Source organism: Thermoleptolyngbya sp. C42_A2020_037, from assembly GCF_015272455.1.
In the GTDB taxonomy this organism is placed as follows: Bacteria; Cyanobacteriota; Cyanobacteriia; order Elainellales; family Elainellaceae; genus Thermoleptolyngbya.
Window position 1 is genome coordinate 90,228 of the sequence record NZ_JACYLP010000040.1, and the last position, 14,987, is coordinate 105,214.

Here is a 14,987-nt window from a genome sequence, read left to right on the forward strand (position 1 = left end):
CGCCCCGTCACGCTAGCATCAGGTCAATAGGCCGGCGATCGCCGCGCTGACAAAGTTGGTAAACGAGCCTGCGACCATGGCGCGAACGCCCAGACGGGCCACGTCGTCGCGGCGACTGGGCACCATACCGCCAATCACGCCAATTTGCTGACCGATAGACCCCAGGTTGGCAAAGCCGCAGAGGGCAAAAGTGGCGATTGTCGCTGCGCGGGCCCCGATAGCGCTGTTTTTGATAGCCTCTGCCAGATCGGTGTAGGCAATGAATTCATTCAGAATAATTTTCTTGCCCAAAAACACGGCGACATTGGCACAGTCGGCAATCGGTACACCCATGATAAATGCCAATGGAAACAGCAGATAAGACAGCAAAAATTCCATCGAAAGCTGGGGCACACCAATCAGCCCACCGAGCCAGCCCAAGAAGGCATTTATGGCAGCAATCAGCGCTAGAAACGCAATCAAAATCGCCATAATGGCTAATACCAACTGGATGCCCTGAATCGCCCCATCGGCGATCGCCCCAATCGGATCTTTTGCTGTAGAAGCAGCTTCGGGCGGAATGAGCACCTCTTCTTCGCCTGCTTCTTTACGAGCAATTTCGTCTTCCTTTAGCTCCTCATCTAAAACGGAATCATAGGAAAATTTTCCAGTCTGTGGAAAAAACACCTTTGACATCGCCAAAGCACCCGGCGCATTCATCACCGAAGCAGCAATCAACTGCTCTGGATTAATACCAAACGAAATATAAGCAGCCAGCACACCGCCCGCCACCGTCGCAAAGCCGCCCGTCATAATAGCGTGCAGTTCCGACAGCGTGACGCGCCCCACAAAGGGCTTAATCATCAGCGGCGCTTCGGTTTGCCCGATGAAAATATTGGCAGCGCAAGACGTTGTTTCAGGGCCAGAAGTTCGCATGGTGCGACGCATCAATCCGGCGATCGCCCCCACAACTTTCTGCATGACACCCAGGTAATACAAAAGCCCAATCACCCCAGAGAAAAAGATCACCGTGGGCATCACCTTAAAGGCAAAGAAATGCTCCCGAAAATCAGCCCCAAAAACGAACTCCGCACCCGCATCTGCAAAGTTTAGAAATCCCGTAACCAAATCGCCAATAAACTTGAAAATTTGATAGCCAATTGGCAGCTTCAGCACAAACAAACCCATCAAAAACTGAAGCAAAAAACCAATCGCAACAGTTCGCCAGTTAATAGCCCGACGATTGACAGAAAACAGATACGCTAAACCAAAAAATATAAGAATCCCAATCAGTGAAATCGCGCGTTCCATGGACACTCCCTATCAAGCTTTTCTGAGAGAACCAATAGCGGCACCTCTCGCAAATACAAAAAAACGAGCTTTACTAAACGAAAAACCAAGTGCTAAGTGCATGCTGCATAGCATCTCTGCGGCATACGCACGACGCTTTGTGCTGCATATGACCTGGCGCTGTCTGCATGAGGAGTACGCCCAAAAGTATCAGGTTGACTGGACCCGGAGTGTATAAACCAAAGCTTTTCTATAGAAAGTCGTGCCGGAGAGGAAAGTCATTCAGATAGCGGCATGGGCCGACGGTGGGATCAATACATTGGGACCAATTCATTGGGATCACGCTGGAGACAGACGTGCAGAATGTTATCGTTATCTGAACTACCCATGTGTGTGTATTGAGCGCTACGACGGACATCGGTAGAACCCTGAATAATCCTGCAATATCCCAAATATTTTAGGGAATTAAAAATCCGTCTGTCCTGTGCTATTGCGGCTCCAGAGTTGGGCATTGCTGTTGAAGTTATGCTTAGCGACGGCAAGCCGCAAGGCATTCGGATTTTGCGATTTGGGCGTTTCTTTGGGCGTTTCTACGTCTGGTTGTTCCGTTTGGTTGTGAGGAGAGCATGAGATCAAAGTTTGAAAAGTTTAAGTTGAATCATTTTGCAGCAAAGGTTAAGCAAACCAGAGGACATCGGTCGCAAATCCAGCCATTGCCACCTCAGTCCCTCTGGCAAGCGCTGATACTGGGTGTGGCGCTGATGGCTGGGGGCATAGTGTGGCAAGGGTTGGGGGCGTTGGCGCTAGCCTCGCAGAGCAATATCCCCAACGCCTCCGAACTTCCAGTCTCCGAACTCCCAGCAAGCGAACTCGCTGGAACCAATCTGTCCGAATACAGCCTGGACACTCCGGCAGGTGCCGTCCGCTTGACCACACTCGACCAGCTTTCGGAATATGGCGGCGAAAACCGAGGCGACGGCAACATGGCCCAGGTCACGTCTGTCACCGAGTTTTCCGACGTTAGCCCTGGCGACTGGGCCTACGAAGCCCTCGCCTATCTCGCAAATTCTGAGAGCCAGGGTGGTTTGGACTGTCTGGAGGGCTACCCCAACGGCACCTACCTGGGCGGACGAGCCATGACCCGCTACGAATTCGCCGCAGGTCTAGCTTCCTGTCTGGATGCAGTCGTGGGGCGACTGGAAAGCCTCGATCCCGAAGCCCTGGCCCGCATCGAAGCGCTCCAGCGGGAGTTTGCATCTGAACTCGCTGTCCTGCGCGGCCGGGTCGATGCCCTCGAAGCCGCTGTCGAAGAACTGCAAGCCAACCAGTTCTCCACCACTACCACCCTCTTTGGTGAAACCATCTTCTCCATTGCCGACATTTTTGGCAGCAACGTAGACGATGCCAATAGCACTGTCTTCCAGGCCCGCGTCCGCCTCAACTTCAACACTAGCTTCACAGGTCAGGATCTGCTGAATACCCGCCTCCAGTTCTCCAACCTGGAGTTTTTTAACCTTGGAGACAACGAACTGCCCGACAGTTTCACAGCTGGCAATGTTGTGCCGATGGCGACGTTTCCCAACCCCTACTTGCGGCAAACTTCGCCCTACTATTTCTTTGGCACTAACAACTTCGACGTAACCCGCCTGTTCTATGCTTTTCTGGTGGGGAACCTGCGCGTCACGCTGGCAGCTACGGGCACAGGCATTACCGATATCGTCTCCAGCATTAGCCCCATCGATGCAGGTGGCTACGGCTCCATTAGTTTCCTGGCCTATAACCCCATCTACGATGCGGGTGCGCCCAGTTCTGGTATTGGTTTAACCTACGACTTTAGCGACACCTTCCAGATTGGGGTGGGTTACCTGACTGGCTTTGGTCAGGGCAATCCGTCTCCTGGCTTTGGGCTGTTCAATGGGGGCTATTCTCTGTTTGGACAACTCACCTTCCGGCCGGGGCCCCTGTCGATTGGTCTGATCTATCTCAACGGGTATAACAACCTGGAGTCGAGCGGTTTGCCCGCCGCCGTGACCAACCAATACGGCATTACCATCAACTACGCGCTGTCGGATACCTTCAACATCGGAGCTTGGTTTAACTATGAAGACGGCATCCTGATTGGAACGGCGGATTATCGCTCGGTGGCCTATGCGGGCTATCTGGCGATTAATGACTTGGGCGGGCCCAATAACCAGCTTGTTCTGGCAGCAGGGGTGCCGCCTCGCATTTCTGATTACGAGATCGGCAGCACTCGCATCGGCGCGTTTATTGACGATGCTGCGTTTTCGGCAGAGCTTTCGTACCGCATTAGCTTTAGCGACAATATCTCGCTGACTCCGGGCATCATCTGGACGGCTGACCCCGGCAACAACAACGACAATAGCGACACTTTTCTGGGTGTGCTTCGCACGACGTTCTATTTCTAGTCCGTTCGCAAGTTGACCGCTCTGATTCTCACTCTGCAAATTGTCTGGCTCAGAGTTGAGGTGATAGTTTCATTCCTGCTGTATTCGTGCAGACCTAGGCAACTCGTTCAACAACTCGTTCAACGATTCGTTCAGAGCGTTTGCAGCATCGGCTGTTAGCAAAAATCTGTGCGTATCATAAAGGGCCTTTTTGAGGATCTTGTTCAGCAAGATTCACGAAAAGGTTCTTTTTTTGGGTCTATTTTTGACTATTTTTGAACAATGAATAACAGATGAGTTAGCAGGTGGGTTTTGGGGCGATCGCCCTTGTCCAAGTAGTCGATTAGGCATTCGTTTGGTGTGCCAATCGCCCTAATCAATCGTCCTTGATCAACAAAGCCCAATTTAGAAAAATCGCAACAGAGCCATGTGCTTTCTGAAACTTCAACTTTTATTAAAGAAGGGATTAAAAGTTCCTGTAAAGTCTGTGCTTTGGAATGAATACTGAATTAAATTGGATTGACAAGTGTAAATATTAATACCTTAATTTAAGGATTTACACTTAGGAAAGGGTCAAGATCTGAACGCTGCATCTAACGCGGGGTGACTGACTCAATCTGCTCTAGTTGGTGTTCTCGCTTTATCTGCGATCGCGGGTGCGTCTCTTCTCTGTTGATCAATTTCGTTGCACTGCGCGTATGAATCCTCCTGAAATCGAATCGTCACGTTTACTTTTAGTCGAAGATGATCCCAATGATGTTGAACTGATCCGCCTTGCTCTGGAGACTGGCGGGCTGGCAGCCCCAATGGATGTAGTCAACGATGGAGAAGCAGCCTTGAACTATTTACTCGGCGAGGCTCTGGACAATTCATTAGATGACGCTTCCCAATCCGCCGCGGCCCGTCCGCTGCCCCGCTTTGTGCTGCTGGATCTGAAACTCCCCCGCATCAACGGGATTCAGCTTTTGCAAAGGCTGCGATCGCACCCCCGCACTCGTCGCTTGGTCATCGTAGTCATGTCCTCTTCCCAAGAAGACCAAGATCTCAACGCCTGCTATGACCTGGGTGTCAATAGTTACATCGTGAAGCCCCAGGACTTCGAGCAATTTTCAGATGTGGTTCAGCACATCAGTCACTACTGGATGCAGTTGAATTATCCGCCGCTACCCACTCCTCTGCCCTCTTGACTTCTCAGTAGTAGGGGGGCAAACCCCCACCATCTCGCCCCATCCCGCCAATGGTTGTCTAGGGAGATGCATTAAATCTAGAATCCCGATATACTGAGTTATTCGCTTTACCAGCACAGCCAGATGAAACCATTGAAGGGGCGAGTTCTGCTTGAATCTGATTCCTATTTTTGCGATGGATTCAAGCGATGAACGGGTTGCCGAAAAGCGGCTGCCATACTGCTGAGTCTGCTACTCTAGGTGGCAAGCGAGATGGGATCGAGCCGGTTTTTGCAAAAGCTTCCGCTTCGACGGTTGCATTGCTCGTTGCCGGGAAGGGAACTATTCAGGGTGTCAAGTTCAGATCGAATTCAGATTGAAGCGAGAACGTCGCACAGCACTTGGGCAAAATCTCCGGCGCGAGATAGACTTTGGCTGAAGAAGTTTTCTACTAGAATGTTCTGCCGAAGATGCTTTAGCAGGTACGCTGCTTTAGTAAAAATCTCACTGATAGGTTATCAACTGCTGGATATCGTGCCGGGTGCAGCAGGTGGCGACCTGCAAGCAAGCGCAGCGCGACTGGCTAGAGTAGCCTAGCGTGCAAACCGTTGAGGTGACCGATTTAGAAGCGATGCAGGAATTGTCTGTCAGGGCTTTTTCTGGAAGACTAAATCTAGAAAGCTAATCCAGACAGATTTGCAATTCAAATCAGTTTTGAAATCACTTCAATGCTTTTTTAATTAGAGAGTTTTTCTCCTGAGAATGTGTCTCTCGGAGTGATTGTCTAAGGTTGTGTCTCAGATGTTTTATTTCACAACCCCGCTCAACTTGCCTTAGAAAAGGTGCGATTGAGTGGCTCAATTCTTCCAAAACTTTTCAGCCTTTTATTAACCCGGATCTGCCTGCGTTTGGCAGGTGCGATTGATCGGGTTTGATCAGTTGGCTTCAGCCAGACTGGGCTTATTTAGCAGCACCTTTGGCTTTCATCCCGTCTACGAATTTAGGCGGGCACGCAATTTTGGAAGTTGAACCCTATCGGAGAGAGCATCTACAGTGCCGTCATCCCCCGAACTGCCGCTCAAACTGCTGCTGGTCGAAGATTCTGCAATGGATGCTGAACTGGTTGCGCTGACTCTAGAAGAGAACGGCGTGCCGTTTACCTGTGACATTGTGGACTCGTTATCGACCTATCAACAGTGCGTGAAAGAGCATGACTACGACGCTATATTGGCTGACTATCGCCTGCCAGGGTTTACAGCCTACGAGGCACTGGCGGCGTTGCAGTCTGCTGGGCGAGATGTGCCGCTGATTTTGGTGACCGGGAGCTTGGGCGAAGAGGCCGCGGTGGACTGCATCAAGGCGGGCATGACGGACTATGTGATGAAAGATCGGCTGTTTCGGCTGCCGATGGTGCTGAGGCGATCGCTCCAGGAATATGCCCTGCGCCGTCAAAAGCTGGCTGCTGACCAGCGGCTTCGGCAGCAGACGCGCCAGGTCGCCATCATGAACCAAGTGTTACGCAAAATGCGCGAAACGCTGGTATTGGATGATTTGATGCAGTCTACGATGGATCTCTTGCATCGGGTGCTGGATGTGGATATCTGTGCGCTGTTAATGCAAGAGGATGTAGCTCAGCAGTCGAAGTTGCAAACCGTAATTGCCCGCTGCGTGAGCCAAGCTACCCCAGAGCGCGATCGCCTATTGGGTAGAAAATTTGAATGCGGGTTTCAGCGCTACTATGGCGATCGCCTGTTGCAGGGTCAGTCGATTGTCTTGCCTACCATTCCGATCGACTCCCCAGTGGATATTCTGTCTATTTCTCAATCCTGGAGTATTCAGTCCACGCTGATTGTGCCGATGCTATGTCAGCAGACCTATTTGGGATCGATTGCGCTGCATCAGTGCCAGCGTCAGCGGGATTGGAGTCGTGAAGAGGTGGATTTGGTAGAGGCGATCGCCGGCCAGTTTGCCCTAGCAATTCATCAGGCCCAGCTTTTTGAACAAGTACAGCAACAGGCCCAGCGAGAGCAGTTTCTCAACCAACTGGGGCAAACCCTCAATTCCAGCCTGGACCTGGATTTTATCTTGCAAGAACTGGTGCGGCTAGCGGGGGAATATTTCGACGTAGACCGCGTGGTGCTGCTGCGGCATGAGGCGGAGTGGATTGTGCCCCAGACAGAGTGGCGAGCCTCGGATACAGTAATCCCCAGCTTGGATTTGCCGCTGCCCATGCACGAATGGCAGGACTTTTTCCGACCCGATGGAGACTACCTGACGCAGAAGGTCTGGCACGCGCCCGCATTTCTCGAAGACCCGTGGGTGCAAAAGATTCCCAGCGCCCGCTTGCGGGGCCAACGCAAGCACATCCAGTCCATGCTCAGCACGCCAATTCTCGTGCGCGGGCAGCACTATGGTGAACTGGTGCTCGATTGCACCCAAACCCGCCGCACCTTTACAGTCGAGGAGATTCAGCTTGTGCAACGGCTGGCAGACGCAACGGCGATCGCCCTTTTCAATGCCCAGAGCTATGAACGGCTGGAAAAGCTGGTTCAAGAGCGCACGCAGGAATTAGAACAAGAGAAGCGAATTTCAGAAGCCGCCAACCGCGCCAAGAGCGAATTCCTGACTCATATGAGCCACGAACTGCGAACCCCGCTCACGGGCATTTTGGGCTTTGCTGACGTATTGAGTCGCCAACTCCACGGCCCCCTCAGCAGCCTCCAGCGGCAATATGTGGAGGGCATTCGCTCTTGTGGCGACCATCTGCTGGAGCTAATCAACGACCTGCTGGATTTGTCTAAAATCGAAGCCGGACGCGAGGAATTGTTTTTTGAACCCGTTCTGGTTCAGGAAGTCTGCGATGCCTGCATGAGCATGGTGCAAGAAGTTGCCCAAAAGCGAGGACTACAGTTAATTCTTGACATTGCTCAAGATGTTACCGTTTGCACAGCCGACAAGCGCCGCCTCAAGCAAATCCTGTCGAACCTGCTAGCTAACGCGGTTAAATTTACCGATGAAGGCTCGGTGACGCTGAAGGTATGGCAACAGGCAAAAGCGTTGCACTTTGCCGTAATCGACACGGGCATCGGCATTGCCCCGTCCGACCAAAACCGCCTGTTTCAGGCTTTTCAGCAGCTCAACGGAGGGCTGAACCGGAGGTATGAAGGCACAGGGCTAGGGCTGGTGCTATCGAGCAAGCTGGCTCGACTGCACGGCGGCCAGATCACGGTATCGTCGGAACTGGGAAAAGGCAGTTGCTTTACAGTGATTCTGCCAGAGCAAATTCCATCCACCTAGCCACGATGGGCATATCCGCACCGTCTGAACCGTTTGAGTCAATCTACGATCGCCACTGTCGCTGGATGCAGCAGGCGATCGCCCTAGCCGCCGTCGCCGGACAGGCCGGAGAAGTGCCTGTCGGCGCGGTCGTCGTCGCCCCAGACGATACCCTGATCGCCACGGGTGAAAATCGCCGCGAACGCGACCATGACCCCACTGCCCACGCCGAAGTTCTGGCGCTGCGTCAGGCAGGGCAACGCCTTGGCACTTGGCGACTGGAAGACTGCACCCTCTACGTTACCCTAGAGCCGTGCCCCATGTGTGCTGGGGCGATCGCCCTCTCCCGCCTGGAAATGCTGGTCTACGGCGCAGACGACCCCAAAGCCGGAGCCATCCGCACCGTCCTCAACATTCCCGACAGCGCTGCTTCAAACCATCGTCCCAAGATACTGCCAGGAGTTTTAGAAGCAGCATGTCGGACACAATTGCAGCAGTGGTTTGCCAAGCGGAGGGGAAATGGGTAGCCACGGAGAGGGATTAGTTAACTCCAACCTTCCCTCTTCCCTTTTCGCTCTTCCCTCTTCGTTCTTCCCCTCTTCCTCTACCCCACGGGCACAGCCGCCAGATTCTTTTGGATCATTTCCCGATACTGGCTCTTTTGCTTCACGCCGAGCATCTGCCCCACTAGCGCTTTGTCTTTGAAAAACTGTACCGTTGGAGTTCCCGTTACGCCTGCGTTAGCGGCGATTTCAGGGTCTTGCTCGATGTCAATGATGACATAGTGAACCTGGTCAGCAAACTCGTCGATCACCTTGCTGAGAATCGGCTTCAACGTGTGGCAGGGGCCGCAAGTGGGCGAGGTGTAGATCACCACAATCAGGCGATCGCTCTCGTGATACAGCTTCCGCAGCGCGTAGCCGCCCTCGTGCCGGGTATTTGCCAGGTCAAATTCCGAAGCCTGTTGCTCTTCGGTTTTGTGGGCAGGGGCTTCGTGGGGACGCTCCGACGCTTCCGTTTGGTGGAACTCCTGAATCAGCGAGTTTGCCGAGAGATAGCGCTCCGCCAGCAGCGCCGCCATACAGCCCGTCCCCGCCGCCGTAATCGCCTGACGATATTCGTGATCCTGCACGTCGCCCGCCGCAAACACGCCTTCCACATTCGTTTTCACGTCTTCATGGGTGACGATGTAGCCCACGCCATCCAGGTCAATCTGCCCCCGAAATAGCGACGTATTTGGCGTGTGACCAATGGCATAAAACAGACCCTTCGCGGCAATTTCGCCCGTTTCGCCCGTGTGGTTGTTGATAGTCTTAATCCCCGTCATCAGATTGCCATCGCCAAACACTTCAGTCGCCGATGTGTTCCAATGCACAGTAATCTTGGGATTTCGCAGCACGCGATCTTGCATAGCCTTGCTGGCCCGCATCTTGTCGCCGCGCACCAGCAGGTGAACGTGGGAACCGTACTTGGTCAGATAGACCGCTTCTTCGGCGGCCGAGTCGCCGCCGCCGATCACCACCAGTTCCGCATTTCGGAAAATCGGCGTTGCGCCGTCACAGATCGCGCAGGCCGAAATACCCCGTGACCAATATTCCTTCTCTCCTGGCAGGTTGAGCCGCTTTGCGGTTGCGCCCGTGCAGATGATGACCGTGTGGGCCCGCACTTCGCGCTCCTCTGAGCGAATCACAAAAGGACGCTGGCTAAAATCTACAGAGGTCACGTCTTCAGTCACCAATTCCGCACCCCAGCGCACCGCCTGCGCCTTCATGTTGTCCATCAGGTTGGGGCCGGTGATGCCGTTGGGAAAACCGGGGAAATTCTCGACTTCGGTGGTGGTCATGAGTTGTCCACCGGGCAGCCCGCCGGCCTGAAACCCTTCAAACATAAACGGCTTCAAATTTGCCCGCGCTGCATAGATCGCAGCCGTATAGCCCGCTGGGCCGGAGCCAATAATGACCACATTCTCTACCGCATTTTCTACCGCTGGGTTCGCCATAGGGAAATAGATAAACTCATAACGACTACGCTTAGCTTATCACAGGATACTGGGAGTGTAAAGAGATGTTGAGGGGAAGAGGGAAGAACGAAGAACGAAGAACGAAGAACGAAGAGGGAAGAACGAAGAGGGAAGAGAATCTGGTCAGGGTTGGGTAGGTACCTGGAAATTTCCATTTTTCGTTTTTCGTTTTTCGTTTTTCGTTTTTCGTTCTTTAAATTAGGTTTCCCCGTCGGACTGGAATCTTGGCCACCATTTGCCGGATGGGATCTGCGCTATCCTACTCACAACACTCATTCTTCATTCCCCAGAGATCGAGGCTATGCTGACACAGATTGTGCGCCCGATGGTTCGCACGCAACTGCGGCTTTTGGCCAGCAGCCAGTCTACTCGCGCTACGCTGGTGAATACGATCGCCCAGTGGTTGGGCTTTTTGGGCGTGGAGGCACGGGTTACAGAGATTGATGCCGCCTCGGACAAGATTCAAGTGTCGCTGGTGGTGGGCAAGCCCGATGCCTGTGATAGCCACGACTGGGAGCAAATTTTGAAAAATTTGGAGGAGAGCGAGCGGGCCAGTGGTGCAGAACCAGCCGAGCCGATCGTGCTGACTCCCCAGCAGCAGGGCAAGTTGCAGCGGCTTTTGGCCTACGTGATTCAGGCGGGTAGCCCCGATAGCAAGGTGGTGTGGGAGGATGTGCTGCCGCAGTTGCGCGGGCTAGGCTACGAAGAAGACATGCTGTTGGGGATTCGCGCAGCGCTAAAGATTCCACAATCGCTGGAGGTACTGACGGAGGGGCTGGATGCTGACTTGGCGGCGATCGCCCTGCCCAAAGCCGTCAGCCTGTCGATGCTCGATCGCCGGGTTACCGCCTCAGAGGATCAGGCGCTCTCTGCCCTGCTAGAGGCCATGAAGCAACCGCTCTAACACCGCTCTAAGCTGGTGTTTTCTACTTGCTTGAACCTCAGGAACCTCGCCGCTGTAGGGCGGACTGGGCCTGCATATACCAGGTGTTTTCTTCGGGAATCGTGCGGTCTGCGGTGCTAGCACAGGCTTGCCATTCTGCCACCGCAGGTTTGCCCTGAGCCGTCCACACCTGAGCCAGCAGGCAGTGAGCAGCGGCCCGCTGGGGGTCAAGCTGAGTCGCCGCTTGCAGATGGGCAGCCGCTTCATCGAGACGGCCCTGTTTGAACGCAATCCATCCCAGATTCGTGTGATAGCCGTAGGTAAAGTCTGGACTGGGAAGCGCATCTGACCCTTCTGGGGTCGCCCCAGCAGACGCAGTTTGTTCGCCCTGCATCAGCACGCTGGCGGCCATGTCGTATTGCCCATCGAGAATATACAGCCGAGAGAGCGGGATGCTGGCCTGAGACAAGCCACCCTGGAGCGCAAGGCGATATTGGGCGATCGCCTTTTCGGGATTCTGCCCGTCTTCATACACCGTGCCCAGGTCATAGCGCGTTTGGGGATTGTCGGGATTAAGCGCGAGCGATCGCCGCAGGTTTTCCTCAGCGCGGGTCATTTCGCCCTGAGCTTGATTGTCGTTGCCCCAAGCGGCGTAGAGGCTGGCGATGCGGGGCAGATTGGCGTGCAGCCCCAACAACAGTAGCAGCAGCCCCGTCGAGAGTCCCAGCTTTGCCTCGTGGTGATAGTGAGAGGGCACGCCCAGCCGCTCCAGGCTGCGTTCGGTGGCTTCTTGCCCTGCCTGGGTGAGCGCTGTTTTCCCAGTCAGCAGCGTCAGCACGCTCTGTCCCACGATGACAAAGGAGCCAAGGAGGTCAGTGCCCCCCGTCAAAAACTTGCTGGAAATATCCATCACCAAGCTGAAGCTGGCCGCCAGCGTGGTAATCGTCAGCGCGTCCCAGAGCCAGTCGAGGCGATCGCGCGGGTCGGGCGGCTTGGGAAAATTCCACCACCAGGCGCTTGCAGGCGGATTGAGGCTGTCGCGCCAGGTCGCCAGATCGAGATGACGGGCGATCGCCCCGCTCTGCTGTCTCAAGCGCTGATCCAGCCGATAGATTTCAGCCCGAATTGTCGGATCAGCAGGTGCTTTATCCAGCGCAGCTTGCACCGCGTCTCGCGCCGTCAACGCCTGCAAAATCACATCTTCACTGGGCCGCTCGGCGTGGGCTTCTAGGGTTTCCAGAGCCACTCCATAGCGCTGAAGCACGGGATGGTCAGACGATCCCAGCGGAGCAGCGGAACTCAGAGGCGGCTGTTCCAGAGCGGGCTGTTCCAGAGCGGGCTGTTCCAGAGCGGACTGTTCCAGAGGAGACTGTTCCAGAGCGGGCTGTTCCAGAGCGGGCTGTTCCACGGGCGCTTCTCCACAAGGCAAAGGTTTACAGGAGCAGTATTCTGAGGCGAATCCTTCACCCGCCAGGGCCGCCACTGACAGCCGCCGGGGCTGTTTATAACACCAACTGCGTCACCCAACTTTCCGTATCGGTCTGATTTTTGGGATTGGCCTGCCGCCGCGCCAAGCGCCAGGTTTTGCCCTCAATTTGCCGCTGGAGATAAATCTCAAACGGGTTAGCCTTTTGCGTCACCGTTCGCCCCGGAAACTCCAGCGTCACATCATAAGTTCCCCGCACCCGAAACCCCCGCAGGTTGCCGATTTGCAATCCCTGCTCATCAGTGATTTTGACATTGCTGATGGTAAACGGGGGAAAGGTCGGGTCCTGAGGATTCAGCAGTTGGATCAGGTCTTCCTGCGTCTGGCTGAACTGGAGGGCGATCGCCCGCTCCACCACATCTCGACCCGGCCCAGAGACAGAGCTACAGGCAGTCAGGAGGAACGTAAGGAAGAGCGCAAGGAGGGGACGGAGCATTTTTAGGTTAATTGAAGGAATAAAGCACAACGGGAGGGAAGGAGGCGGGGGGAAGTTAAAGAACGAAGAACGAAGAATGAAAAACGAAGAATGAAAAATGAAGAACGAAAAACGAAGCCTCTTCTCTCTTCGTTCTTCTCTCTTCGTTCTTCTCTCTTCGTTCTTCCCTCTTCCCCCTCCCTTCTCAGAACATCTTATGATCCAATTGCCCTTCTACCGTTGAAGACCATGACAGGCAAAAGCTTGGGACTGTCGGAACCGCTGCACGATTACCTGCTGTCGGTGTCGCTGCGAGAGCCAGAGGTGCTGCGATCGCTTCGAGAGGAAACGGCCCGCCATCCAGAGCGCCTCATGCAGACCACGCCCGATCAGGGGCAGTTTTTGGCGCTGCTGGTGCAGCTCATTGGCGCAACGAAAACACTGGAAATTGGCGTGTTTACGGGCTACAGTTCTCTGGCAGTGGCGCTGGCGCTACCTGATGCGGGGCAAGTCATCGCCTGCGACGTGAGCGAAGACTATACGGCGATCGCCCGTCGCTATTGGCAGCAGGCCGGCGTGGTCCACAAGATCACGCTGCATATTGCGCCTGCGCTGGAAACGCTCGATCGCCTGCTGACAGAGGGACAGGCGGGCACGTTCGACTTTGCCTTTATCGACGCAGACAAGGGCAACTACTGGAACTATTACGAGCGATCGCTCCAACTCCTGCGCCCCGGCGGGCTGATCGCCGTCGATAACGTCCTCTGGGGCGGCGAGGTCATCAACCCCGACAACCAATCCCCCAACACCCTCGCCATTCGCGAGTTTAACCACAAAATTCACCAGGACAACCGCGTCTCCCTCAGCATGATTCCCGTATCGGACGGGCTGACGCTGGCCAGGAAGCGATAGAGGGAAGAGGGAAGAGGGAAGAACGAAGAAGGAAGAGGGAAGAAGGAAGAAGGAAGAACGAAGAAGGAAGGATGTTCTGTTTTTCGTTCTTCGTTCTTCATTTTTCGTTTTTTCCATGACTCTTCTCAAATCATCGCTTACCCTAAAACCAGAGTCCCCTTACAAAACCGCGTCTGGGAGGAAGGTGCGATGCCCATCTCTAGCGAATGGATGCCCTGGCTGGTGGGGTTGGGGCTGAATAGCCTGCTGGCGGCGATCGCCTGGGTTTTGCCCAAGAAACTGCTGACTCCAGCGGGCATTTTTCACGCCTGGGCCCTGGGGGTGATTCTGTTTGGCACGCTGGGCTGGCGCGGCTATGTCGTCATGGTGGCGTACTTCCTGGTGGGGTCAGCGGTCACTCGCATCGGCAAGCAGCGCAAAGAAGAAGCAGGCATTGCCGAGAAGCGCTCTGGGGCACGGGGGCCCGAAAACGTCTGGGGGTCGGCGCTGACGGCGACGCTCTGTGCGCTGGGCATTTACGCTCTGGGCAGCGCTGGCACGGCAACGACGAAGGTGATTATCGTGCTGCTGGCACTGGGTTATGTGGCCAGCATCGCCACCAAACTAGCCGACACCACCGCCACGGAAATCGGCAAAGCCTACGGCCGCCGCACGTTTTTAATTACCAACTTCCAACCCGTTCCGGCGGGAACCGAGGGCGCAGTGAGCCTGGAGGGAACGCTAGCGGGGCTACTGGGGGCAGCGCTGATTGCCACGCTGGGCTGGGGCGTGCGCCTGATTGCCCCGATTGAAATTCCCATGTGCATTGCCGCTGCATTTATCGCCACGAATCTGGAAAGCCTGATCGGCGCAACGCTGCAATCAAAATACCGCTGGCTCACCAACGAGATGGTAAATATTGTGAATACATTTTTGGGGGCGATCGCCGCCATTGCGATCGCTGGAGCCTACTACTTCCTTGCCCACCAGCTTGCCTAAAGCGCAAACAGACCTGAAGCGCAAATATGCGTAAATATTGTGTCAGCCCACTTTCGGCCCACCATCTCCAAGCCTGTCATTCCCACCACTGACTACAGTCAGCCCTGTCCCCGCCCATCCAACCCTCTTCGTTCTTCCCTCTTCGTTCTTCCCTCTTCGTTCTTCCCTCTTCGTTCT

Annotated in this window: 11 protein-coding genes; 7 read left to right on the forward strand and 4 right to left on the reverse strand. The window is 54.7% G+C overall.

What is annotated here, in order from left to right:
- Positions 1–18 precede the first annotated feature (18 nt).
- The gene (locus IGS16_RS13065; RefSeq protein WP_297086073.1) at positions 19–1,290 is read right to left on the reverse strand and encodes a nucleoside transporter C-terminal domain-containing protein; all 1,272 of its coding nucleotides are present in this window, start codon (positions 1,288–1,290) and stop codon (positions 19–21) included.
- A 605-nt stretch (positions 1,291–1,895) separates the two neighbouring features.
- On the opposite strand from IGS16_RS13065, the gene IGS16_RS13070 reads away from it, so the two are divergent.
- The 4 genes from IGS16_RS13070 (at position 1,896) to tadA (ending at position 8,643) form a co-directional block, all read left to right on the forward strand.
- A complete protein-coding gene (locus tag IGS16_RS13070) occupies positions 1,896–3,695 on the forward strand; it encodes an iron uptake porin (RefSeq protein ID WP_297086074.1) in 1,800 nt (599 codons plus the stop codon).
- A gap of 677 nt (positions 3,696–4,372) precedes the next feature.
- Positions 4,373–4,861 (forward strand): response regulator, encoded by a 489-nt coding sequence (locus IGS16_RS13075; protein WP_297086075.1) that lies wholly within the window; start codon positions 4,373–4,375, stop codon positions 4,859–4,861.
- A 1,032-nt stretch (positions 4,862–5,893) separates the two neighbouring features.
- Positions 5,894–8,137 carry a GAF domain-containing protein gene (locus tag IGS16_RS13080; protein ID WP_297086077.1) on the forward strand — a complete coding sequence of 748 codons (2,244 nt, stop codon included), beginning with the start codon at positions 5,894–5,896 and terminating at the stop codon, positions 8,135–8,137.
- A gap of 5 nt (positions 8,138–8,142) precedes the next feature.
- Positions 8,143–8,643: a tRNA adenosine(34) deaminase TadA gene (gene tadA, locus IGS16_RS13085; protein WP_297086079.1), complete on the forward strand. Its 501-nt coding sequence runs from the start codon at positions 8,143–8,145 to the stop codon at positions 8,641–8,643.
- 77 nt (positions 8,644–8,720) lie between these two features.
- On the opposite strand, the gene trxB is transcribed toward tadA, so the two are convergent.
- The gene (gene trxB / locus IGS16_RS13090; protein ID WP_297086080.1) at positions 8,721–10,115 is read right to left on the reverse strand and encodes a thioredoxin-disulfide reductase; all 1,395 of its coding nucleotides are present in this window, start codon (positions 10,113–10,115) and stop codon (positions 8,721–8,723) included.
- Positions 10,116–10,437: 322 nt separating this feature from the next.
- Here trxB and IGS16_RS13095 point away from each other — a divergent pair, with 322 nt between their 5' ends.
- On the forward strand, positions 10,438–11,040 hold the full coding sequence (locus tag IGS16_RS13095; protein WP_297086081.1) for a hypothetical protein: 603 nt from the start codon (positions 10,438–10,440) through the stop codon (positions 11,038–11,040).
- Positions 11,041–11,077: 37 nt separating this feature from the next.
- On the opposite strand, the gene IGS16_RS13100 is transcribed toward IGS16_RS13095, so the two are convergent.
- Positions 11,078–12,427, reverse strand: a complete 1,350-nt coding sequence (locus IGS16_RS13100) for a tetratricopeptide repeat protein (RefSeq protein WP_297086082.1) — start codon at positions 12,425–12,427, stop codon at positions 11,078–11,080.
- A 94-nt stretch (positions 12,428–12,521) separates the two neighbouring features.
- Entirely contained in the window at positions 12,522–12,941 is a 420-nt protein-coding gene (locus tag IGS16_RS13105) for a hypothetical protein (protein ID WP_297086083.1), read from the reverse strand.
- Between the two features lie 228 nt (positions 12,942–13,169).
- Here IGS16_RS13105 and IGS16_RS13110 point away from each other — a divergent pair, with 228 nt between their 5' ends.
- Together IGS16_RS13110 and IGS16_RS13115 are read left to right on the forward strand one after the other, a co-directional pair.
- Positions 13,170–13,832 (forward strand): class I SAM-dependent methyltransferase, encoded by a 663-nt coding sequence (locus tag IGS16_RS13110; protein ID WP_297086085.1) that lies wholly within the window; start codon positions 13,170–13,172, stop codon positions 13,830–13,832.
- A gap of 189 nt (positions 13,833–14,021) precedes the next feature.
- Positions 14,022–14,810, forward strand: a complete 789-nt coding sequence (locus IGS16_RS13115) for a TIGR00297 family protein (protein WP_297086086.1) — start codon at positions 14,022–14,024, stop codon at positions 14,808–14,810.
- Positions 14,811–14,987 lie beyond the last annotated feature (177 nt).